23 protein-coding genes are annotated in these 21,142 nt (G+C 66.5%); 11 read left to right on the top strand and 12 right to left on the bottom strand.

All coding sequences use genetic code 11. From position 1 onward, the window contains the following. The first annotated feature begins 79 nt into the window (after positions 1-79). From J2T23_RS15405 to J2T23_RS15385, 5 genes are read left to right on the top strand one after another with little or no spacing between them, the layout of a single operon-like run. On the top strand, positions 80-541 hold the full coding sequence (locus J2T23_RS15405; RefSeq protein WP_307361346.1) for an FAS1-like dehydratase domain-containing protein: 462 nt from the start codon (positions 80-82) through the stop codon (positions 539-541). Between the two features lie 2 nt (positions 542-543). Beyond that, positions 544-981, top strand: coding sequence for a MaoC family dehydratase (locus J2T23_RS15400; RefSeq protein WP_141182147.1), 438 nt, complete (start codon positions 544-546; stop codon positions 979-981). A 10-nt stretch (positions 982-991) separates the two neighbouring features. Beyond that, a complete protein-coding gene (locus J2T23_RS15395) occupies positions 992-2,266 on the top strand; it encodes an MFS transporter (protein ID WP_307361341.1) in 1,275 nt (424 codons plus the stop codon). Between the two features lie 22 nt (positions 2,267-2,288). After that, positions 2,289-3,356 (top strand): UDP-N-acetylmuramate dehydrogenase, encoded by a 1,068-nt coding sequence (locus tag J2T23_RS15390; protein ID WP_141159729.1) that lies wholly within the window; start codon positions 2,289-2,291, stop codon positions 3,354-3,356. Between the two features lie 35 nt (positions 3,357-3,391). After that, the gene (locus tag J2T23_RS15385) at positions 3,392-4,495 is read left to right on the top strand and encodes a winged helix DNA-binding domain-containing protein (protein WP_307361338.1); all 1,104 of its coding nucleotides are present in this window, start codon (positions 3,392-3,394) and stop codon (positions 4,493-4,495) included. A gap of 65 nt (positions 4,496-4,560) precedes the next feature. Here the strand turns inward: J2T23_RS15385 and asd are convergent, their stop codons facing one another. From asd to J2T23_RS15330, 11 genes are all read right to left on the bottom strand, one after another. After that, a complete protein-coding gene (gene asd / locus J2T23_RS15380; protein ID WP_307361336.1) occupies positions 4,561-5,691 on the bottom strand; it encodes an aspartate-semialdehyde dehydrogenase in 1,131 nt (376 codons plus the stop codon). Between the two features lie 103 nt (positions 5,692-5,794). Next, complete coding sequence (locus J2T23_RS15375) at positions 5,795-6,211, bottom strand: hypothetical protein (protein ID WP_307361334.1); 417 nt, start codon at positions 6,209-6,211, stop codon at positions 5,795-5,797. A 2-nt stretch (positions 6,212-6,213) separates the two neighbouring features. Continuing rightward, positions 6,214-6,858, bottom strand: coding sequence for a hypothetical protein (locus J2T23_RS15370; RefSeq protein ID WP_307361331.1), 645 nt, complete (start codon positions 6,856-6,858; stop codon positions 6,214-6,216). 23 nt (positions 6,859-6,881) lie between these two features. Beyond that, complete coding sequence (locus J2T23_RS15365; protein WP_307361329.1) at positions 6,882-7,859, bottom strand: hypothetical protein; 978 nt, start codon at positions 7,857-7,859, stop codon at positions 6,882-6,884. A gap of 120 nt (positions 7,860-7,979) precedes the next feature. Further along, complete coding sequence (locus J2T23_RS15360) at positions 7,980-8,198, bottom strand: NF038396 family protein (RefSeq protein ID WP_141159734.1); 219 nt, start codon at positions 8,196-8,198, stop codon at positions 7,980-7,982. 4 nt (positions 8,199-8,202) lie between these two features. After that, positions 8,203-8,787: a dihydrofolate reductase gene (locus J2T23_RS15355; RefSeq protein WP_307361322.1), complete on the bottom strand. Its 585-nt coding sequence runs from the start codon at positions 8,785-8,787 to the stop codon at positions 8,203-8,205. Further along, positions 8,784-9,587, bottom strand: a complete 804-nt coding sequence (locus J2T23_RS15350) for a thymidylate synthase (RefSeq protein ID WP_141159736.1) — start codon at positions 9,585-9,587, stop codon at positions 8,784-8,786. Before J2T23_RS15350 ends, J2T23_RS15355 begins: the two co-directional genes overlap by 4 nt. A 44-nt stretch (positions 9,588-9,631) precedes the next feature. After that, positions 9,632-10,600 (bottom strand): NUDIX hydrolase, encoded by a 969-nt coding sequence (locus J2T23_RS15345; RefSeq protein ID WP_141159737.1) that lies wholly within the window; start codon positions 10,598-10,600, stop codon positions 9,632-9,634. Positions 10,601-10,611: 11 nt separating this feature from the next. Further along, positions 10,612-12,861: an RNA degradosome polyphosphate kinase gene (locus J2T23_RS15340; RefSeq protein WP_307361319.1), complete on the bottom strand. Its 2,250-nt coding sequence runs from the start codon at positions 12,859-12,861 to the stop codon at positions 10,612-10,614. A gap of 130 nt (positions 12,862-12,991) precedes the next feature. Further along, entirely contained in the window at positions 12,992-13,960 is a 969-nt protein-coding gene (gene mshD, locus J2T23_RS15335; RefSeq protein ID WP_307361317.1) for a mycothiol synthase, read from the bottom strand. A gap of 33 nt (positions 13,961-13,993) precedes the next feature. Continuing rightward, positions 13,994-14,692, bottom strand: a complete 699-nt coding sequence (locus J2T23_RS15330) for a winged helix-turn-helix transcriptional regulator (protein WP_133345752.1) — start codon at positions 14,690-14,692, stop codon at positions 13,994-13,996. 339 nt (positions 14,693-15,031) lie between these two features. Between J2T23_RS15330 and J2T23_RS15325 the strand changes: the two genes are divergently transcribed. The 6 genes from J2T23_RS15325 to J2T23_RS15300 all read left to right on the top strand — a co-directional run bounded on the left by J2T23_RS15325 (position 15,032) and on the right by J2T23_RS15300 (position 20,463). Then, positions 15,032-15,799, top strand: coding sequence for a permease (locus J2T23_RS15325; protein WP_141182139.1), 768 nt, complete (start codon positions 15,032-15,034; stop codon positions 15,797-15,799). A gap of 172 nt (positions 15,800-15,971) precedes the next feature. Further along, the gene (locus J2T23_RS15320) at positions 15,972-16,580 is read left to right on the top strand and encodes a nitrobindin family protein (protein ID WP_141159741.1); all 609 of its coding nucleotides are present in this window, start codon (positions 15,972-15,974) and stop codon (positions 16,578-16,580) included. Positions 16,581-16,621: 41 nt separating this feature from the next. Next, positions 16,622-17,359, top strand: a complete 738-nt coding sequence (locus J2T23_RS15315) for a flavodoxin family protein (RefSeq protein ID WP_141182138.1) — start codon at positions 16,622-16,624, stop codon at positions 17,357-17,359. Between the two features lie 22 nt (positions 17,360-17,381). Next, a complete protein-coding gene (gene ygfZ, locus J2T23_RS15310; protein WP_307361310.1) occupies positions 17,382-18,464 on the top strand; it encodes a CAF17-like 4Fe-4S cluster assembly/insertion protein YgfZ in 1,083 nt (360 codons plus the stop codon). Next, positions 18,464-18,889, top strand: a complete 426-nt coding sequence (locus J2T23_RS15305; protein WP_307361308.1) for an ankyrin repeat domain-containing protein — start codon at positions 18,464-18,466, stop codon at positions 18,887-18,889. Before ygfZ ends, J2T23_RS15305 begins: the two co-directional genes overlap by 1 nt. A gap of 53 nt (positions 18,890-18,942) precedes the next feature. Then, positions 18,943-20,463 carry a DHA2 family efflux MFS transporter permease subunit gene (locus tag J2T23_RS15300; protein WP_307361306.1) on the top strand — a complete coding sequence of 507 codons (1,521 nt, stop codon included), beginning with the start codon at positions 18,943-18,945 and terminating at the stop codon, positions 20,461-20,463. Here the strand turns inward: J2T23_RS15300 and J2T23_RS15295 are convergent. Further along, on the bottom strand, positions 20,425-21,141 hold the full coding sequence (locus J2T23_RS15295) for a GNAT family N-acetyltransferase (RefSeq protein WP_307361304.1): 717 nt from the start codon (positions 21,139-21,141) through the stop codon (positions 20,425-20,427). The two genes, J2T23_RS15300 and J2T23_RS15295, sit on opposite strands and share 39 nt — an antisense overlap. Between the last annotated feature and the right edge of the window lies 1 nt (position 21,142).

Here is a 21,142-nt window from a genome sequence, read left to right as displayed (position 1 = left end):
GAATTGATGAAATGATGAATTCATCATACCAGTGCGGTAGGGCCTTTTTGAAGGGCGTGGCAACGATAGGCTGGAATCCATGACTATCAATCCGGACCTGCAGGGCCGCAGCTACCCTGCCGCAGAGGTGTACGACGTCGGCCGCGAGAAGATCCGCGAGTTCGCCCGCGCCGTGAAGGCGACCCACCCTGCCCATTTTGACGTGGACGCAGCCAAGGCCCTGGGCCACCCCGATCTGGTGGCGCCACCCACCTTCGCCATCATCATCGCCCAGCGCGCCGACGCCCAGCTCATCGAGGACCCGGAGGCAGGCATCGACTTCTCCCGCGTGGTCCACGCCGACCAGCGCTTCACCCACCACCGGCCCATCGTTGCCGGTGACCGGCTGGTTGCCGAACTGCACGTGGACGGTGTCCGGGCCATGGGCGGCGGTGCCATGATCACCACCCGCTCCGAGATCTTCGCCCTCGGTTCCAACGACTCGCGCGAAGCCGTCACCACTACCATGTCATCCATCCTGGTCCGCGGAGAGGGACAGTAACCATGAGCCCCAGCTTCAACGAACTCAGCGCCGGCCAGGAAATCGGCAGCCGCACCATCGAGGTCACGCGCACCGACCTGGTCAAGTACGCAGGCGCCTCCGGCGACTTCAACCCCATCCACTGGAACGAGGCCTTCGCCACCGGCGTGGAACTGCCCGGGGTCATCGCCCACGGCATGTTCACCATGGGCTCGGCCGTCCAGCTGGTGACCGACTGGGCGGGTGACCCCGCCGCCGTCGTTGATTTCCAGACCCGCTTCACCAAGCCGGTCCTGGTCACCGACACCACCGGCACCGACCAGCCCGGGGCCACCATCGAGGTCAGCGGCGCCATCGGCAAGCTCGACGCCGATGCCGGCACCGCGCGCGTTGACCTCACGGTGGTCTCCGCGGGGCAGAAGGTCCTGATGAAGGCCCAGGCCCTCGTCAAGTTGTCTTGAGCTGCAACTTTTGACCACGTCCGCAGGAACCACCGCGACTGGCGCCCAGGTCTCGTCCTGGCGTAACGCCGTCGTGGTGGCGTATGGCGCCAGCGGCCTTGCCTTTGCCTCCTGGGTGTCCCGGCTGCCGGCCATCAGGGACGCACTGGACCTCACCCCGGGCAACGTCGGCGTCATTCTGCTGTGCATGACCCTGGGGTCCTTTGCCTCCGTCTCCGCCTCCGGGCTGATCGTGCTGCGGCTGGGCTCCAAGAGGACCATCCGGACCGGCAGCATCATGGTGGGTGCAGGCCTGCTGACGGCGGGTTTTGGCACAACCGTGCTGGCAAGCCCCGTGGCGACCGCCGTTGGCCTGGCCATCATCGGGCTGGGCACCGGCAGCTGGAACACGGCATCCAACGTTGAAGGTGCCGCGGTGGAGCGCGCGGTGGGCAGGCACATCATGCCGCGGCTCCACGGGGCCTTCAGCCTGGGGACTGTAGCAGGCGCCGGGCTGGGTGCCGTCGCCGCCGCGGTGTCCCTTCCCGTGTTTTGGCACCTCGCGGCGGCCGGGGCCGTGGTGGCAGTTTCAGTTGCGACCGCGGCGTCCTGGTTCCGGGCAGACATCACCCCGGTGGCAGGGGAGCGCAGTTATTCCCCGGACACCTTCGGGGACCCCACCACCGGTCCCATCCCCGTGATCACCGCCGAGGACACGGCGGATGCGCCGCTGGACAACAAGCGGAAGATCGCCCAGGCGTGGCGGGACCGGCGGACCCTGCTCCTGGGCGTCCTGGTCCTCGGCCTGGCCCTGGCCGAAGGCGCGGCAGGGGACTGGGTGGCGCTGGCACTCGCCGACGGCCACGGGCAAAGCGACGCTGCCGGGGCCGCCGGTTACGGCCTCTTTGTCACGTTCATGACCATCGGGCGCTTTGCCGGGACGGTGCTGCTGGACAAATTTGGCAGGGTCCCCGTGATGCGGTGGTGCGCTGCCATGGCTGTGCTGGGACTGGGCGTCTTCGTCTTCGCACCGGTGCCCTGGCTTGCGTATGGAGGACTCGCGCTGTGGGGCCTGGGCGCCTCGCTGGGCTTCCCGGTAGGCATGTCAGCCGCTGCCGACGACCCCGCAAAGGCTGCCGCCCGGGTGTCCGTGGTGTCCACCATCGGCTATGCCGCGTTCTTGTGCGGCCCTCCGCTGCTGGGGCTGCTGGCTGAGCATGTGGGCATCCTGCATTCGCTGCTGGCCGTGATGGTGATGCTTGGGGTGAGCTTCGTGCTGTCCCCGGTGGCCCGGAAGGCTGACTAGCTTTCCCTTGTATTGTTGACAGGTGACTTCCACCCTCCTTTCCGCCCTGACCACCTCCGCCGTCGGAGGCCCTGCCGGCAAGTACGTCGAGGCCCGCACCGAGGCTGAAATCATCAACGCGGTCAGCTCGGCGGATGCCGCCGGCGAACAGGTCCTCATCGTCAGCGGCGGGTCCAACCTCCTGGTGTCCGACGACGGGTTCCCCGGGACCGTCATCAGGATCGCCTCCGAGGGGTTCACGGTCAACGCAGAGGACTCCTGCGGGGGAGTGGCAGTGGTGGTGCAGGCAGGGCACAACTGGGACAAGCTGGTGGAGCACGCGGTGCTGCACGCCTGGTCCGGTATCGAGGCGTTGTCCGGCATCCCCGGCTCGACCGGTGCCACGCCGGTCCAGAACGTGGGTGCCTATGGTGCCGACGTTTCCCAGACCATCGCCGCCGTGCGTACCTGGGACCGCGAGCGGAACGCCGTGCAGACCTTCACCAACTCGGAGTTGAAGTTCGGCTACCGGGACTCCATCCTGAAGCAGGCCACCGTCAACGGCTCGCCCCGGTACGTGGTCCTCACCGTCGAATTCCAGTTGCCGCTGGGCCGGATGAGCGCGCCCATCCGGTATGCCGAGCTGGCCCGGGCCCTGGGTGTGGAAGTGGGCCAGCGCGCCTACGCCAACGATGTCCGCCGCGAAGTCCTGCGCCTGCGTGCCTCCAAGGGAATGGTGTGGGACGCCGCGGACCGGGACACTTACTCCACCGGGTCGTTCTTCACCAACCCCATTGTGGCGGCTGACGTAGCGGACAAACTGCCGGAAAACGCTCCGCGATACCCTGCCGGGCAGGACGGAATGGTGAAGCTCTCCGCAGCATGGCTGATCGACCAGGCAGGCTTCGGGAAGGGCTTCGGCCTGGAAGACGGCGGCGTGGCCGGAGGCCGCGCGTCGCTGTCCACCAAGCACACCCTGGCCATCACCAACCGTGGCTCCGCCAGCGCCGCCGATATGGTGGCTGTCGCGCGGGAGGTGCGGGCCGGCGTCGAACGCCACTTCGGCATTTCGCTGCACCCGGAGCCGCTGCTGATCGGCCTCGAACTCTAGTCCCCCCTGGGCCGCGCCCGGCCTAGGATGGGCGCATGGCTGCATCTGGTGCCCTGCGTGACGGCAGGATGGTTGGCAGGCTCCGCTTGGCGTCCCAGCGGCTCGCCGGGATGGAGGCTACCTCTGTGCCGGAACTGGTCCGCTGGATGACCGCCATGCAGGCACAGGACCTGCCCGCGGCATTGTGGGCGGTCGGGGTCCGGGTGCCAGGGGAGGGGCTCTCCCAGGTACGTGCCGCCATCAATTCCGGAGCAATTGTCCGGTCCTGGCCCATGCGCGGGACGTTGCACCTCGTGGCTCCGGAGGATCTGCGCTGGATGCTGGACCTCACGGCCGAACGGCTCACCAGGAGCATCGCCGGCCGCCACCGGCAGCTGGAGATTGCATGGGCGGACGTGGAGAAGGCCCGCGACCTGGCGCTGGACCGCATCCTGGCGGACGGCCCCATCAGCCGCGCGGCACTGTTCAAGGTGTTCGACGACGGAGGCCAGCCGACACAGGGCCAACGCGGGATCCATCTCCTGGGTTCGCTCTGCCGGCACGGCTGGCTGGTACTGGGGCCCCTGGCCGGAAACCAACAGCTGATCGCTGCGTTCGACGAATGGATCCCGGCACCGCGGAGCCTGGAACGCGAATCCGCCCTGGCTGAGTTCCTGCTCCGCTACTTCCGCAGCCACGGGCCGGCCACCCTCCGTGACTTCGCCTGGTGGACCCAGCTGCCGTTGACCGAGGTGCGCACCGCGTTCGAGCACGTCCGGCGCGAGCTGGTGGAGCTGGAGTTCGAGGGGACCAGCTACTGGCTGTCCCCGGAGGTGGCGGCCTTGGTGGGCTCCAGTGTGCCCGGGGCCCGGTCCGTCCACCTGCTGCCCGGTTTCGATGAGTTTGTCCTGGGCTACACCGACCGCAGCGTCGTCCTGGCGCCGGAGCATTTCGACCTGATCGTGCCCGGCGGCAACGGTGTCTTCAAGAAGACGGTGGTTGCCGCGGGAAGGGTGGTTGGCACCTGGGCGCTGCAGGGATCGGGGCCGGGTGCCGTCGTCGTGCCCGAACTCTTCGATGAAGCCCGGCCGCTGGGTCCCGCCGCGCAGGCAGCCCTGGCCAAAGCCGCCCGGCGTTACACGGCGTTCCTTGCCACCTGACCTGCCCAAAGGCAAAAGCGGCCCCTGCCCGCCTGGGCAAGGGCCGCTCCTGAGCCAGCTGAAAGTTATAGGGTGCCGGTGGCGATGTTGAGCATGCGGCGCAGCGGCTCGGCGGCGCCCCAGAGGAGCTGGTCGCCCACGGTGAAGGCACTGATGTACTGCGGGCCCATTTCCATCTTGCGGATGCGGCCCACCGGGATGTCCAGCGTGCCGGAAGCGGCAACCGGAGTCAGGTCCGCCATGGAGGCTTCCTTGGTGTTGGGAACCACCTTGGCCCACTGGTTGTCCTCGTCCAGCAGCTTCTCGATCTCGGCGACGGACAGGTCCTCGCGGAGCTTCAGGGTCAGGGCCTGGGAGTGGGAGCGCATGGCACCGATCCTGACGCAGAGGCCGTCCATGATCACATGGTTTTCCTCGGAGGTGCCCAGGATCTTGTTGGTTTCCACCCCGGCCTTCCACTCTTCCTTGGACTGCCCGTTGCCCAGGTCGGCGTCGATCCAGGGGATCAGGGAGCCGGCCAGGGGAACGCCGAACTGGGTGGCGTCGATGTCGGTGCGCTGGTGGGCCAGGACCTTGCGGTCGATGTCCAGGATGGCCGACGCCGGGTCGTCCAGTTCCGTGCTGACCTCGGCGTTAAGCGTGCCGAACTGGCTGAGCAGCTCGCGCATGTGCCGGGCGCCGCCGCCGGAGGCAGCCTGGTAGGTCATGGAGGTTCCCCACTCGACCAGGCCGTTCTTGAACAGGCCGCCCAGGCCCATGAGCATGCAGGAAACGGTGCAGTTGCCGCCAATGAAGTCTTTGGTGCCGTTGACCAGGCCCTTGTCGATGACATCCCGGTTGATCGGGTCCAGCACGATGATCGAGTCGTCGTCCATGCGCAGGGTGGAGGCGGCGTCGATCCAGAGGCCGTCCCAACCGCGGCTGCGCAGTTCGCCGTGGACCTGCTTGGTGTAGTCCCCGCCCTGGGCGGTGACGATAATGGGCAGCTTCGCCAGGGTGTCGAGGTCGAACGCGTTCTCGAGCTTGCCGGCGCCGTCAGCGAAGGACGGCGCGGCACCTCCCGCGTTGGAGGTGGAGAAGAACACCGGGTTGATGTTGGCGAAGTCGCCCTCGTCCTGCATGCGCTGCATCAGGACGGAACCGACCATGCCGCGCCATCCGACCAGGCCGACGGAAGGGGTAGCTGCTGTAGTCATTGGTCCAGTTTAGACTTCGCATCCGGAAGGACGCAGTCGGTTACGTCACGCCCCGCCGGGCCCTCCCGTGGAGGTGGCGGCCGCCTCGGGGCCGCCGTGTGGTTCATTCACCGAGGGGTCCTGCTCCGGGTTCCGGCGCATGCCTTTCCTTCCGCAGCTTCTTGGCCCGGTACTCGTCCCTCGCCATGCCGAAGGTATACCAGGCTCCAAAAATGCCGAATGCAGTGAGGACCAGGGCGCCCCAGAACGGCTGGCCGCCGTCCGGCAGGGGCCTGAGCAGTATGACCAGGGAAAGGAGGGTCAAGAGCACCATGACGCCGGTCAGGATCCCCATACCCCACCAGGTTTGGACCTGTACGTGGCCACGGCCTGGGGAAAACCCAATTTCGTCGGCGGGGTAACTGTGCAGTTCGCCGGTGCTGGTGGTGCGCAGCACCCGCTTTTCACCCCGTGAAAGCGCGGCCTTATGTTCGGCGTGAACGGCGTCGTTGCGCCGCTCACGGTCACGGTCGAAGGTCACAGTCAGTCCTGACGGATGGCGCGGATTTGGTGAAGGAGGCCGGCGTCGTCCACGCCTTTGGTTTCAGCGATGTCTGCCTGTTTGGGTGTGGAGATACCAGTGGTCCATGATCCGTCGCCGCCATTCTTCACGTACAGGGTCTGTCCGGTGGGATCCTCGCGGCGGCGGAGAGTGGCGCCGCCCCCCGGGTTGCTGTCCAGGTGCTGCTTGATAATCATGAGGTTGGCTTCGGCGGCGGTAACGTCCGGCCGCTGGGCCATTGCCCACCACGTGAAGTAGGAGCGGGGCTGGAACAGCAGATGGATGTCGTCATTTTCCATGAAGACCACGCTGTCGCCCCCTTCGGCCGTCAGCAGCGAGATCTCAATGCGACGGAGGGCGGAGGAGAGCAGGGCAGCCACGGCGGCAGTGGGTCCTGACACTGAGAGGAGCCCGTCATTTTCGGCTTTGGCCAAGCCTCGGGCCACCAGTGACGACGCGCCTGCGCTCACCATGTCCGTATTGTCCAAATAGCCGTCCACCCTCAGTGCTTCAGCGCTGAGGACCGCAGCGTCCCCGCCCTGGAGGCTTGCCAGGGTAACCATTTCGGCAAAGCCATATCCGATCGCATCAGGGATGGTGGCGGCTTCGGTCGCTGTCTCAGTCATCGTCCATACCTCTCGTTGTGGGCTCAGAATCCAAAGAAGTCGCCGACTTTTTCGGCGGCGTCCCCAGCGCCTTCCCAGACTTCCTTGGCACCGTCAGCGATGGACCCGCCGATGGCATTCACTGTTTCCTTGACTACGGGCACATTGTCATAGATGGCCAACGCTCCGGATGCGACCATGGCCGCCGTTCCGACAGGCGGGGGAGCGAAACTTACCACTCCGAGGCCAGCCTTGATTCCAGAGTAGACGGCGGCCCCTGTGTCGCCCTCCTTTGCGTTGTTGACGGTGTCCAAAACGTCAAGACCCACTCCGATTCCGCCCAGGGCCCTGCCACCAAATTTGAAGAACTCCGCGGCCTTGCCACCTTCGGCGAGACGCAAGGCCGTATCCCACCTGCCGTCGAACAGTTCCGAGGAAGTGTTGAAATACTGGCTCAACATGTTCGTGTTCTGGAATGCTTTTGCCACGTTCTGGAAGTCCCTGGAGAACAGGAACTCACCGAGATTGTCTGCCTTGCTAATGAAATGGGGAAGATCGAACAGTCCTGCCCGGAGGTTCGGCAACGCTTTGGTGAGGTTGTAAATGTCCCAGCCGCTGCGGAAAGGGGAGTTGGGATCCGTGAGCCAGCCCGGGCCCCACGGATCGTTGCTGCCCTGACCCGGGATTGGCGGGCGGGGACCGTTGTTGCCGGCGGGAGAGCCGTTGCCAGGTCCTCCGCCGGCGCCGGAGCCGGTGCTGGCCTTCTCCTGCTCGTCCGCGTTCCTGAGCAGGACTTTGGACTCCTGCTTCAAGCGGGCGACGGTTTGTTGAAGGAGCGTGCGGTGGTTGCTGTTCCAGTCAGACCGGAACCGCTGTGCGTCGGCGCCCTTCCAGGCTGGATTGTTGTTGATCTGACTGCTCAGCTGGGTCGACTGCTGCTGCAGCAGGTCCGCCGTCTTGCTGAACTGCTGCGCGAGGGTCCGCAGTTGCTCTACGTCGGCACCCCACAAAGTTCCTGCCACCAGGATTCCCCCCAATATTCGTTCAACAGCCCCCAGAGTGCTGCGTGCACCAGCCTAGGGCAGGAGCAGCCCGGCCGCGATGGGGCGGTCTCCCCATGCCAGCCCGCCAGTTGGCTGGAGCTAGCCTTGGTCGGACTGTTCCAGCACCGCCGCCTTCCGTGCACGCAGGGCGAAGAACGCCCCGAAAGTGAACACCTGGGTGACCACCACCAGCACGATGGCCCCGGCGATCTTGTTGCCGCCCAGGATCATGGTCAGCCCCACGATAGCGGACAGCAGTGCCAGCAGGGGCAGCAGCATATAGCCCAAAACGAACAGGGTTTCCGGTTTCTTCAGCATGTTCCTAGCCCTCGGTCCGTGACCACTTGGTGAATCGGTAGCGTGTGCCGTTGGCGGCCGTCAGCCACCCGTCCGGCGGGACGGAGGCGGTGGCCTCCCAACTGGTGCCGAGCTCCGGGGCGAACGTGTCGCCGTCGGCCTTCACATCGATGGTGGTGACCACCGCGACGTTGGCGAGGTCCGTGGACTGGCGGAAGACGTCACCGCCGCCCAGGATCCAGACTGTTTCGCCGCCGTCGACGAACTGCGACTCAAGGAGTGCGTCATCCAGGGAAGGAACCACGACGGCGCCCTCCGCCTCGAGCGTGCCGGCCCAGCTTTTCTGCCGGGTGATGACGATGTTGGTGCGTCCGGGCAGCGGCCGGTACTTGTCCGGGAAGGACAGCCAGGTCTTGCGGCCCATGATGACCGGGTGGCCGGTGGTGAGCCGGGTGAAGTGCTTGAGGTCCTCCGGCAGGTTCCAGGGCATGTCCCCGTCCTTGCCGATGACGCCGTCGGAAGTCTGGGCCCACACCAGCCCGACGCCGGTGATTGATGCGGCCAGTTCCTCCGTGAAGGACTGGGGATCAGTGAAGTTTTCGGTGCTCATACAGCGATCGGCGCCTTGATGGTGGGGTGGTGCTGGTAGCCCACCACGTCGAAGTCCTCCAGCGTGTAGTCGAAGATCGACGCGGGCTTGCGGGTGATCAACAGCCGCGGATACTCGTAGGGCTCGCGTTCCAGCTGCTTGAGGACCTGGTCCATGTGGTTCTCGTAGATGTGGACGTCCCCGCCGGTCCAGACAAACTCGCCGGGTTCGAGCCCTACCTGCTGGGCGACCATGCAGGTGAGCAATGCGTAGGAGGCGATGTTGAACGGCACACCCAGGAACATGTCAGCGGAGCGCTGGTAGAGCTGGCAGGAGAGCCTGCCGTTGGCCACGTAGAACTGGAAGAACGCGTGGCAGGGCGGGAGCGCCATGTCGTTGAGCTCGGAGACGTTCCAGGCGGACACGAGGTGCCGGCGGGAGTCCGGATTCGACTTCAGGTTCTCGATGAGTTCGGCGATCTGGTCGATGTGGCCGCCGTCCGGGGTGGGCCAGGAACGCCACTGGACTCCGTAGACCGGGCCCAGGTCGCCGTCTTCGTCGGCCCATTCATTCCAGATGGTGACGCCCTGGTCCGTCATCCACTTGATGTTGGTCTCGCCGCGCAGGAACCACAGGAGTTCAACCGCCACTGACTTGAAGTGGACCCGCTTGGTGGTGATCAGCGGAAAGCTCTTGGAGAGGTCGAAGCGGATTTGGCGCCCGAAAACGCTGGTGGTTCCGGTGCCCGTGCGGTCCGATTTATGGGTGCCGGTGGCCAGGACATCGCGCAGGAGGTCTTCATAAGGCGTTGGGATGCTCACGCCCCAAGTCTACTTTGAAAGCCTGGAGGCTCAGGGAAGCCAGGCTAGTCGTCAAAGGGCTTGAACTGCTCCACCGCTACAACCCGCTTCTTCCCGCCGTTGGCCACATGGCACACCACCAGCTCGCCGGGCGAGAGGTATGGCTCGTGGGCCGGCAGCAGCTTGGCGAGGTGGGAGGGCATGTGGGCAGCCAGTTGCTTCAGCACGGTCGGCAGGGCGGGCCTGTGGGTGCAGACCACCACAGGCCGTTGCTTGTCCACGAGGGACTCGATGACGGCAGCGGTCTTCTTCGGGCTGCGCTGGTGCTTGTGCTCGGTCAGGCCCTCCGCCAGCTTCACCTTGGCCCCGCTGGCCCGCGCGTACGGGGCAACGGTGGCAACGCAGCGCAGCCAGGGGCTGCTGACAACCCGCATCGGCTTCCACGCCTGCAGGAGCCGGCCCACGGCCTGGGCCTGACGTGATCCGGTTGCCGCCAGCGGACGCTCACCTTCGGCTTTGCTCCAGGATGCGCGTGGCTTGGCTTTGGCATGGCGGAGCACCAGCAGGGGCCAGGTGTCCAGCTCCCCGCGCCCGTGCGCGTCCTGCAAGTACTCGAGCGGTACGACGTCGGACGGGTTGGACAGCAGGCGGCCCGCCTTTTCCGGGGCGCACCACATGACGCTGTCCACCTCCTTGCCGTCCGGAACCAGGCTGTCGCCGTTGACCTTTACGGCCCAGTAGTGGACAACCTTCAGTCCAGACGCTACGTGGTAATGGATGGGCGGCAGCGGGATGCCCAGGGGCGCCTTGAGGCCGATCTCCTCCCACACCTCACGGACGGCGCATTCCGGGACGGTCTCGCCGGCGTCGATCTTCCCCTTGGGCCATGACCAGTCGTCATAGCGTGGACGGTGGATCAGCAGGACTTCCAGGCCGTCCCGGCCGGCACGCCAGGGAATGGCTCCTGCCGCAGTGACGGCAATGGGTTCGCCCGGGTGGTCTGTCTGGTCGGCTACGAGTGCATCGCTCGACAACGCGGCGGCCCTTATCGCCGGCTCAGGCTGCGTTGCCGCGGCCGGGACGCCAGCAGCCAGGACTGGACGTCTTCGAGCGGCTTCCCGTCCTCGGAGAGGTGGTGCCGGGTCCAATGGCCCTGGTTATCAAGATGCCAGCTGGAGGTCTCCGGATCCATGTAGCGCTGCAGGAGGTCAAGGACGTACGTGATGTCGTCCGCACTGGCCAACTGGACCAGGGCCTCCACCCGGCGGTCGAGGTTGCGGTGCATCATGTCCGCGGAGCCGATGTACACCACGGGGTCCCCGCCGTTGGCGAATGCGAACACCCGTGAGTGCTCCAGGAACCGGCCCAGGATCGAGCGGACCGTGATGTGCTCGCTGAGGCCGGGAACGCCGGGCCGCAGCGAACAGATGCCCCGGACCACCACGTCCACCTTCACGCCCGCCTGGGACGCGCGGTACAGCGAGTCGATAATGGCTTCGTCCACCATCGAGTTCACCTTGATCTGCACGTGTCCGGGAATTCCGGCGCGGGCATTGCGGATCTCGGTTTCGATGCGGTCGATGAGGCCGGAACGCACGGAACGGGGTGCCACCAGGAGGCGCTTGAACGTCGACTTGGGCGCGTAGCCGGAAAGCTGGTTGAACAGCTTGGAAAGATCCTGCCCCACCTGTTCGTCGGCGGTCAGCAGGCCCAGGTCCTCGTAGTACCGGGCGGTGCGCGGGTGGTAGTTGCCGGTGCCGATGTGGCAGTAGCGGCGCAGGCCGTCCACTTCCTGCCGGACCACCAGGGACAGCTTGCAGTGTGTCTTCAGGCCCACGATCCCGTACACCACATGGACGCCGGCCTGCTCCAGTTTGCGGGCCCACGAGATGTTGGCCTGCTCATCGAACCTGGCCTTGATTTCCACCAGTGCCAGCACCTGCTTGCCGGCCTCGGCGGCGTCGATCAGGGCATCCACAATGGGGGAGTCCCCGGAGGTCCGGTACAGGGTCTGCTTGATGGCCTGGACCTTCGGGTCTGCCGCAGCCTGCTCCAGGAACGCCTGCACGGAGGTGGAGAACGAATCGTAGGGGTGGTGCAGCAGGATGTCCCGGCGCCGCATGGCAGCAAACACGTTGGCGGCCTTGGACGTTTCGGACTCGTTCAGGTACCGGGAGGTGTGCGGGACGTGCTTGGGGTAGTGCAGGTCCGCCCGATCGATGCCGGCTATGACGGACAGGCCCCGCATGTCCAGCGGCGCCGGCACCGAGTACACCTCGGACTCCTCTACGCCCAGCTCACGGATCAGCAGCGCCCGGATGTTGGGGTTGATGTCATTGGTGACTTCCAGCCGGACAGGCGGCCCGAACCGGCGGCGGAGGAGTTCCTTCTCCAGGGCCTGCAGGAGGTTCTCGGCGTCGTCTTCCTCCACCTCCACGTCTTCATTGCGGGTGACGCGGAACGTGTGGTGCTCCAGGACCTCCATGCCGGGGAAGAGCTTGTCCAGGTGGACGGCGATGACTTCCTCCAGTGCGATGAACCGTGCCACCCGGCCCGGCACCGCACCGGCGCGGGGGCCGTCAATGGAAATCAGCCGCGGCAGCTGGTCCGGGACCTTGACGCGGGCGAAGAGCTCCTTGTCGCTTACGGGGTTCCTGACCACCACGGCGAGGTTCAGCGACAGGCCGGAGATGTACGGGAACGGGTGCGCGGGATCCACGGCCAGCGGCGTGAGGATGGGGAAGACCTTTTCCGCGAACATGACGCTGAGCTGCTGCTGGGCGGCGTCGTCCAGTTCCCCCCACTGCATGACGTGGATGTGCTCGTACGCCAGCGCGGGCCGGATCTGCTCGGCGAAAACCTGTGCATGGCGCTGCTGGAGCCGGTGGGCTTCTTCGCTGATCCGCTCCAGCACCTCGACAGGGCTGAGCCCGGCAGGGGAGGGGACGGCCAGCCCGGTGGCGATGCGGCGCTTCAGGCCTGCCACGCGGACCATGAAGAATTCGTCCAGGTTGGAGGCAAAAATGGACAGGAAGCTGACCCGCTCCAGCAGGTGGAGGGTGGGGTCTTCCGCCAGTTCCAGCACCCGGGAATTGAAGGCGAGCCAGCTCAGCTCGCGGTCCAGGAACCGGTCGGGCCGGATGTCGCCCTCGGGCTGCAGGTTCGGTGCGAATTCGGGGATGTCGATGCGGTCCTGCGTGGCCCTGGATGCCGGTACCTCGGAGGAGCCGAAGCGGGCCCGGACAGGCACCGCAACATCCTGGGACGTGGCTGTTCCGGACGGTTCCGGGTTCATGGCTTCTCCTTTAGCTGGCGCTCCGGTGCCTGCGCTTCCGCCCCGCGCGGCTCCATTTCAACCTTACAAGCATTCACCGCCCCCACGGCCTTTGTTTTACGCCGTGCCAGGGATTGCTCCGGCCTCCCGGCTACCCGGCGGCGGGGCCGTACATGACGTCCATGTCCCAGCGGCTGAAACCGAGCCGCCGGTACAACGCGACAGCCGGAGCGTTGTCCGCATCCACGTACAGCATCACACCGGCCAGTCCTGAGTCGCGGAGGTGCTTGATGCCGGCAATGGTCAGTGCCTTGCCCAGTCCCATGCCCTGCGCGTCAGGTGTCACGCCCACCACGTAGACCTCGCCGATGGCCGGGTGGGTGCCGTGGCGTGGGTGGACCTTGGTCCAGTGGTACCCCAGCAGCCTGCCGTCCCGGTCCTCGGCGAGGAGGAAGCCGGACGGGTCGAACCAGTCCTCCGCCATGCGCGCCTCGAGGTCGGCCCTGGTGAGGCTGCCCTGCTCGGGGTGGTGGGCGAATGCTGCCCGGTTGGCTGCCAGCCACGCCTCTTCATCCTTGCCCGGAACGAACGTGCGGATGGCCACCCCGTCCGGCAGGCCGGCATCGGGCAGGTCCGCGCCCGCCGTCGTCATCCTCATTTTCCACAACTCGCGTACCGGCGCGTACCCGTAGCGGGCGGCAAGGTCGGCAGCGGCTTCATGGTTGCCATGCGACCAGGCGTTCAGCCCGTTGAAGCCCCGGACCTCCTTGAGCGCTCCCACCAGCCGGTCCGCCACGCCCTGGTTCCGGTAGGAGGGATGGACGGCGATTTCCAGGATGCCGCTGCCGTCCGGCTCCTCAACCACGACGGCGAAGCCCGCCAGGTCCTGGCCGGTCGCCGGATCGGAGTCCTCGTCGGGAGCGTAGAGGGCCAGCGTCAGGAGGCTGTGCTCCGCCGAGTCACCGGCGCGCATGGTCACCAGGGTTTGCTCGGAAATGGAAGGATTGCCGTCCGATTCCTCAGCCGCGGCCAGAAGGTCACGGCAGTCTTTCAGCAGTTGCTGGTCAACTCCGCCCCGGACGACATGGACGGGCCACTTCTGCGGATGCGCTGGAGTCATGAGCCAAGGCTATACGCCGGCGGCAGCCCAGGCTCAGGCCTCCGTGAGTTCATCTTCCTGCTGCCGGACCAGCGTGAGGCGGTAGCCGACGTTCCGGACGGTGCTGATCAGGTTCTCGTGGTCCGCTCCGAGCTTTGCCCGCAGGCGACGGACGTGGACGTCCACGGTGCGCGTGCCGCCGTAGTAGTCGTAGCCCCACACCTCCGTCAGCAGTTGCTGCCGGGTGAACACGCGGCCGGGGTGCTGCGCCAGGTACTTCAGGAGTTCGAACTCCTTGAAGGTCAGGTTCAGGGGCGCCCCGTTGACCCGGGCCGTGTAGCTTGCCTCATCAATGACGACGCCGGCGGCGCGGATTTCGCTGGGCGCGTCTTCCTGCTCGGGCACTGCCCGGGCAACGGACAGCCGGATACGGGCCTCCACCTCGGCGGGGCCCGCGGAATCGAGGACGATGTCGTCAACGGCCCACGCGGAGGACACCGCCGCCATGCCACCTTCGGTCAGGATCAGCACCAGCGGGGCGCTGAGGCCTGTGGCCTTCAGGAGCTGGGTGAGGGAACGGGCACCCACCAGGTCCTTGCGGGCGTCCAGCAGGACAATATCGCAGGGGTCTGTTTCCAGGAGGGCCGTTGGTTCGGCGGGGAGGATATGGACCCTGTGGTTCAGCAGCTCTAGGGCAGGCAGGATGTCCACCGAAGAACCGGTGCTGTTGGTCAGTAACAGGATGTGCGACATTGTTCCTCCAAGGGCTGTCCGCGCATCATTGGGCGACTGAACCGGATTCTCACCGGCCGGTACTGGCTCCTGCGGAAGGTTTTGGACCGTCAGCACGCCGCCGGCCAGCCACCTCAGCAGGGAGCGTAGCTGAGCTTTGAGTATACCCGGCAGCCCCTCCCTGGCCACAGATTCAGGACGTGGACCGGCACGATTTGCGACATATCCAGTTCACATAAGGCAGGATTGGACCAGGGCGCACCCGCCCTGCCACGAGGGGGCAGACCTGCCTTCCGGCCGACCGCCAGGATGGGAAAACAGCGCAGTGAGTGCACCGACGAAGCACAGGCCGGGCCACGCATGACGGCGGAACTGCAGGCTCCCGCGCGTTCACTGGGCTCCTGGACCGTCGGCGTCGTCGGGATCGCCGGCCTCATCGCGATCATCGCCGGGGTCTACGCCTCGCCGGAGGCACTCGTGGTGGTGGGCATCGTGATCGCCGTGGCGGTGGGCATCGGCTGGCCGCACTTCCTCCGCATTCCCGCCAAGAAGACCCTCGCCGCAGTTATCGCCCTGCCGGGTGCAGGCGCGGCCATAGCCGCCGCCCTGGTGCCTGCCCCCGGATACCTGGACTGGACTCCCGGCTTCGTGGCCTTGGGAATGATGGCCGTGTTCGTGGTGCAGCTCATCCGCGGAACAGGACAGGCGCAACGGCTGGAATCCACCCTGGGGTGCTGCGCCGGTGTCCTGCTGTCCTGCCTGGGAGCAGGCTGGATTGCCGGCTCCCGCTTCAACGGTGTCCGCGAGATGCTCCTGGTGGCGGCGATCAGCGCGGCTGTGGCCCTGCTGGCCGGGCTCATCCGCTGGCCGGACAGCATTGTTGCCCCGCTCGGAGTGGTGCTTGCGGGCCTTGCCGGTCCACTGGCCGGGCTGGTCCTGTCGGACATTGCCGTCCTGCCGGCGGCCATCTTCGGCGTGGTTGTGGGCGCGGTGCTGGCGAGCTTCCGGCGGCTGGCCACCCTGCGCGGCGCGCCACTGAACATCCTGGCCGCCCTTGGCATGGGGCTGGCCCCGGTCTCGGCTGTTGGATCCCTTGCGTACTTCATAGACAAACTACTCATCTACTAACGGTTAGGATGGCACCATGTCCGTACTTGCTTTTGAAATCTTCTTCCTTGTCCTGCTCGGCATCGCGAGCCTGTCCATGGCCTGGTTCGCCGGCTTTGTGGTCTACCGCCTCTTCAAGGGCCAGCAGTAGCCAGCCCTTTCCCGGGACCGGCCGTAGCTGGAGGTAATACCAATGCCCATTGAGATTCCTACAGACCTGACCCCCGAACTCGTCCCCCTGTCCTGGCTCATCGGTGAGTGGGAGGGCCGGGGGCGGCTGGGCAGCGGCGACGAGGACTCTGAACACTTCCTGCAGCACGTCTCCTTCACCCACAACGGCCTGCCGTACCTGCAGTACCGTGCCGAAAGCTGGTTGACCGACGACGAAGGGACGCGCCTGCGTCCGCTCACCGTCGAAACCGGCTTCTGGGCGCTGGAGCGCAAGCAGCTAGACGCCGACGGCGGCCCTGGGCTGGTGCCGGCAGACATCGTCCCGGTGCTGAAGAGCGCCGACGAGGTCGAAGCGCTGCGCAACAAGGACGGCGGCTTCGACATCTCCGTATCCATCGCCCACCCCGGCGGCATCACGGAGCTGTACTACGGCCAAATCAAAGGGCCTCAGATCCAGCTGACCACCGACATGGTGATGCGCGGCAGCCACTCCAAGGACTACAGCGCCGCCACCCGCATATTTGGCCTGGTGGACGGCAACCTGTTGTGGCGCTGGGACGTTGCCACCGGGGGTGACGCAGGAAAAGGGCTGGAGGCCCACGCCTCCGCGTTCCTGCACCGCGTCTCATGACCAGATAGGGTCTTCCGGACCCATAAGAGGGGAGCGGCACCGTGGGAGAAAGCACCGTCCAGGCAGCAGGAGCACCGGCTGATTACAGCGACCTGAAAGCTGTCTTCTTCAATGGCACGCTGAAGAAGTCGCCGCAGACGTCCAATACGGACGGGCTGATCCGGATCAGCCGCATGATCATGGAGAAACACGGCGTGGGCACCACGGTGATCCGGACGGTGGACCATGACATTGCCAGCGGCGTCTACCCCGACATGACCCAGTACGGCTGGGCCACCGACGAGTGGCCCCAGCTTTACCCCGCGGTCAAGGAAGCCGACATCGTGGTGGTGGCCGGGCCCATCTGGTTGGGGGACAACTCGTCCCAGACCAAGAAACTGATCGAACGCCTCTACGCCCACTCCGGCGAACTCAACAGCAAGGGCCAATGGGCGTTCTATCCCAAGGTCGGCGGTTGCCTGATCACCGGAAACGAGGACGGGATCAAGCATTGCGCCATGAACGTCCTCTACAGCCTTCAGCACATCGGCTTCAGCATCCCGCCGCAGGCCGACGCCGGATGGATCGGACCCGTGGGGCCCGGCCCGAGCTACCTCGATGAAGGCTCCGGTGGCCCGGAAACCGACTTCACCAACCGGAACACGACGTTCATGACCTGGAACCTCCTGCACCTGGCCCGGACCCTCAAGGACTCGGGGGGCTACCCCGCGTTCGGAAACCTGCCCGGCGAATGGGCTGCCGGAACAAGGTTCGATTTCGAAAATCCGGAATACCGCTGACCTCCAAGGACTTCTACTTCATATGACTACGCCCAGCCCTTTGTTGTCGCGCCCCGGTGCCGTCGAGGCCACCGGTCCTGACGCCGGAGTCGCCGCCCACTACGGCGAGCCGCTGCGCGAGCAGCGCGCCCTTGCCGCCGGAACTGCCGTCGTCGACCTTTCCCACCGCGGCGTGGTCACCGTCACCGGGCCCGACAGGCTCAGCTGGCTCAACACCCTGTCTTCCCAGCAGGTGGCAGCCCTGAAGCCGGGCGAGTCCAGCGAACTGCTGCTCCTCAGCGTCCAGGGCCGGATCGACTTCGATGCCCGTGTGGTCGATGACGGGGAAACCACCTGGCTGATCGTCGAAGCAACGGAGGCCGCCCCGCTGGCCGAGTACCTCAACCGCATGAAGTTCATGCTGCGGGTGGAGATTGCCGACGTCTCCGCGGACTGGGCCGTGGTGGGCAGCACCAGGGCCGTGCCGGAATGGGCCGGGCACCTCGCCTGGCAGGACCCGTGGCCACACGTGTCCGCGGGCGGGTACTCCTATGCCACCGTTTCCGAGGAGAACCACCCCGGCCTTGAACGTCCCTGGTTCGAGTACCTCATCCCTTCCGGCGGCCTTGAGGACGCCCTTGCCGGCCGGCCCCTGGCCGGTGTGCTCGCTGCCGAGGCCCTTCGCGTGGCCGCCTGGCGGCCCCGGATCGGCGCCGAAACGGATGACAAGACCATCCCGCACGAACTGGACTTGCTGCGCACGGCCGTGCACCTGGCCAAGGGCTGCTACAAGGGCCAGGAAACCATCGCCCGCGTCCACAACCTCGGGCACCCGCCGCGCCGGCTGGTGTTCCTCCAGCTGGACGGATCGCAGCACACCCTGCCCGCCGCCGGCAGCCCCGTCATGGCCGGGGAGCGGAAAGTGGGGACCGTGACCTCGGTGGCGCAGCACTACGAGATGGGTCCGGTGGCCCTGGCAGTCATAAAACGTTCAGTGGCCCCGGATGACATACTGACGGTCCTGGACGGCGATGAGCCGTATGCGGCCGCCCAGGAACTCATCGTCGCCCCCGACGCCGGCCAGGTTGTGGGGCGCCAAACCGGATTCCTGAGGGGGCCGCGCTGATGACCGGGAACACCACGCCCGTCCACGCCGCGGCGAAGGCAACGGAGGGGCACGACGACGACGCGCTGGCTTTGGCGCATACGCTCTTCCAGGCTGCCCGTGAAGGGGACGCTGCGCTGCTTGGTCCCTACCTGGAGGCCGGCGTCCCCGCCACCATGACGAACTCCGCCGGGGACTCCCTGCTGATGCTCGCCGCGTATCATGGCCATGCCGGAACCGTACAGCTGCTGCTGCAGCACGGCGCCGACGCCAACACCGCCAACGACCGGGGCCAGACCCCCCTCGCCGGAGCGGCATTCAAGGGCTACACGGAGGTGGCCCGCGTCCTGCTGGGCGCCGGAGCGGATCCGGACGCCGGTGCGCCGTCGGCGAGGGCCGCAGCGCAAATGTTTGCCCGCACGGAGATCCTGGACCTGCTGGGCTGATCTTCCCGGGTTTCCGCCCGGGCACCAAAACAAAACTCCAGAAGGATGACCGAGTGGAAAACGTAGAAAAGCCGTGGCCGGCGCTGTGGTCCCTGGTGATCGGGTTCTTCATGATCCTGATCGACAGCACCATCGTCTCGGTAGCGAATCCCCGGATCATGGAGGGACTGCACGCCGATATCAACTCGGTGATCTGGGTGACCAGCGCCTACCTGCTGGCTTACGCCGTCCCGCTGCTCATCACGGGCCGCCTCGGTGACAGGTTCGGGCCGCGGAAGCTGTACCTGCTGGGCCTGGTGGTGTTCACCCTGGCCTCGCTGTGGTGTGGCCTGGCCCAAAATGTGGAAACCCTGATCACGGCCCGCGTGGTGCAGGGGCTCGGCGCCGCAGTCATGACGCCCCAGACCATGGCGGTCATCACCCGCATCTTTCCGCCGGACCGCCGTGGCTCCGCCATGGCCGTCTGGGGTGCCACGGCCGGCATGGCCACCCTGGTGGGGCCCATCCTGGGCGGTGTCCTGGTGGACGGCCTGGGCTGGGAGTGGATCTTCTTCATCAACGTGCCCATCGGCGTCGTGGGCTTCATCCTGGCCATGCGCAACGTCCCGGCACTGAGCACCCACCCGCACCGGTTCGATATCCCCGGCGTCCTGCTGAGCGCCGTCGGACTCTTCCTCCTGGTCTTCGGTATCCAGGAAGGCGAGACGTACAACTGGGGGACCATCACCGGGCCCATCAGCGTCTGGGGACTCATTATTGCCGGCCTGGTTGTCCTGGCCGCCTTCGTGGCATGGCAGCGCCTCAACAAGGGCGAACCGCTCCTGCCGCTGGGCCTGTTCCGGGACCGGAACTTCTCCCTCGCCAACCTTGGCATCACCATGGTGGGGTTCACCGTCACGTCTTTCAGCCTGCCGCTGATCTTCTACTACCAGCTGGTCCGCGGCCTGACGCCCACCCAGTCGGCACTCCTGATGGTGCCCATGGCGCTGATTTCGGGCGGCATGGCGCCCGTGGTGGGCAAGATCGTGGACCGGGTCAACCCCAAATACCTTGCCGCCGGCGGCCTGACGCTGATGGCTGTCGCCCTTGTCTGGAACGGCCTGCTCATGCAGCCGGACACACCCATCCTGCTGTTCCTTCTTCCCAGCGCTGTCCTGGGGTTCGCCAACGCCGGCATCTGGGCACCGTTAAGCACCACAGCCACCCGGAACCTGCCGCCTCGCCAGGCCGGCGCAGGTTCCGGCGTCTACAACACCACCCGGCAGTTCGGGGCCGTGCTGGGCAGCGCAGCTATTGCCGTCCTGATCCAGTCGCGGCTCGCCGCGGAACTCCCGTCCGGCGGCCCTGCGGCATCAGCCGGTGAAGGGATGGCGATGGGCGGTACGTTGCCCGGATTCCTGCAGGCAGGGTTCTCGACGGCGATGGCCCAGTCGATCCTGCTGCCCGCCGGCGTTGTGCTCGCCGGGGCGGCCGTGGCACTGTTCTTCGCCAAGCCCAAGCCGGTCCAGGACTGGGGCGCCGCGGGCAGCCCGGCCTCAGCGAAGGTGGACGCTGGTCTGGATTCCGCCGGCTGACAGGCCCAGCTTCCGGGCCAATGCCAGGCAGCCGGTGTTGCTGACATCAGCGCGCCACTGCAGGGTAAGCCCGGCGGCCAGGGCCTCGTGGGCAGCGATGGAACCCGCCAGCGCTCCCAGGCCGCGGCGCCGCCAGTCCGGGTCCACCAGGACGCCCATGTTGGCCAGCAGGCCCTCCCACTCGCCGTAGGCCCCGCAGGCCAGGGGCACGCGCCTGCCGTCCAGTTCATGGACGACCGTGTAGCGGTTCTCGAGGTCGGACAGGCCAACTTCATTCACGTCATCCGGCGGGCACCTGCCCTCCAGTTCGATCGCCTCGGGATTCCCGTGCGAGACCGTCAGTTCCTCCGATGGTTGCTGCAGCGGCAGGTCGTCGGCAAAGAACAGGGCCGCGGCGCCCAGCCCGTGGCCACCCTGTTCCCTGGTCAGTTTCAGGAGGGTGACATGCTGGGCCATTTCCTCGTCGGGGATGCCGGCCGCTGCCTCGATGATGTTCCGTGGTCCTACCAGGACGGAACTGCCGAACAGCCGCACAAACTCGACGGTCCGGGCCGATTCGTCGGCGCGGACAATCCGTTCGCCGGATGCCAGGGCGTCACCGAATGCGTCGTCGTCAAGGCCCAGCCGGCGTGCCCACGCCAGCTGGATGATGGCCGCTGAGCCGGGATCGAGTGTCATG

Source organism: Pseudarthrobacter niigatensis, from assembly GCF_030812615.1.
GTDB lineage: Bacteria > Actinomycetota > Actinomycetes > Actinomycetales > Micrococcaceae > Arthrobacter > Arthrobacter niigatensis.
Note: the sequence above shows the minus strand (reverse complement) of the source record. Positions and strands in the feature narration are given on the sequence as shown.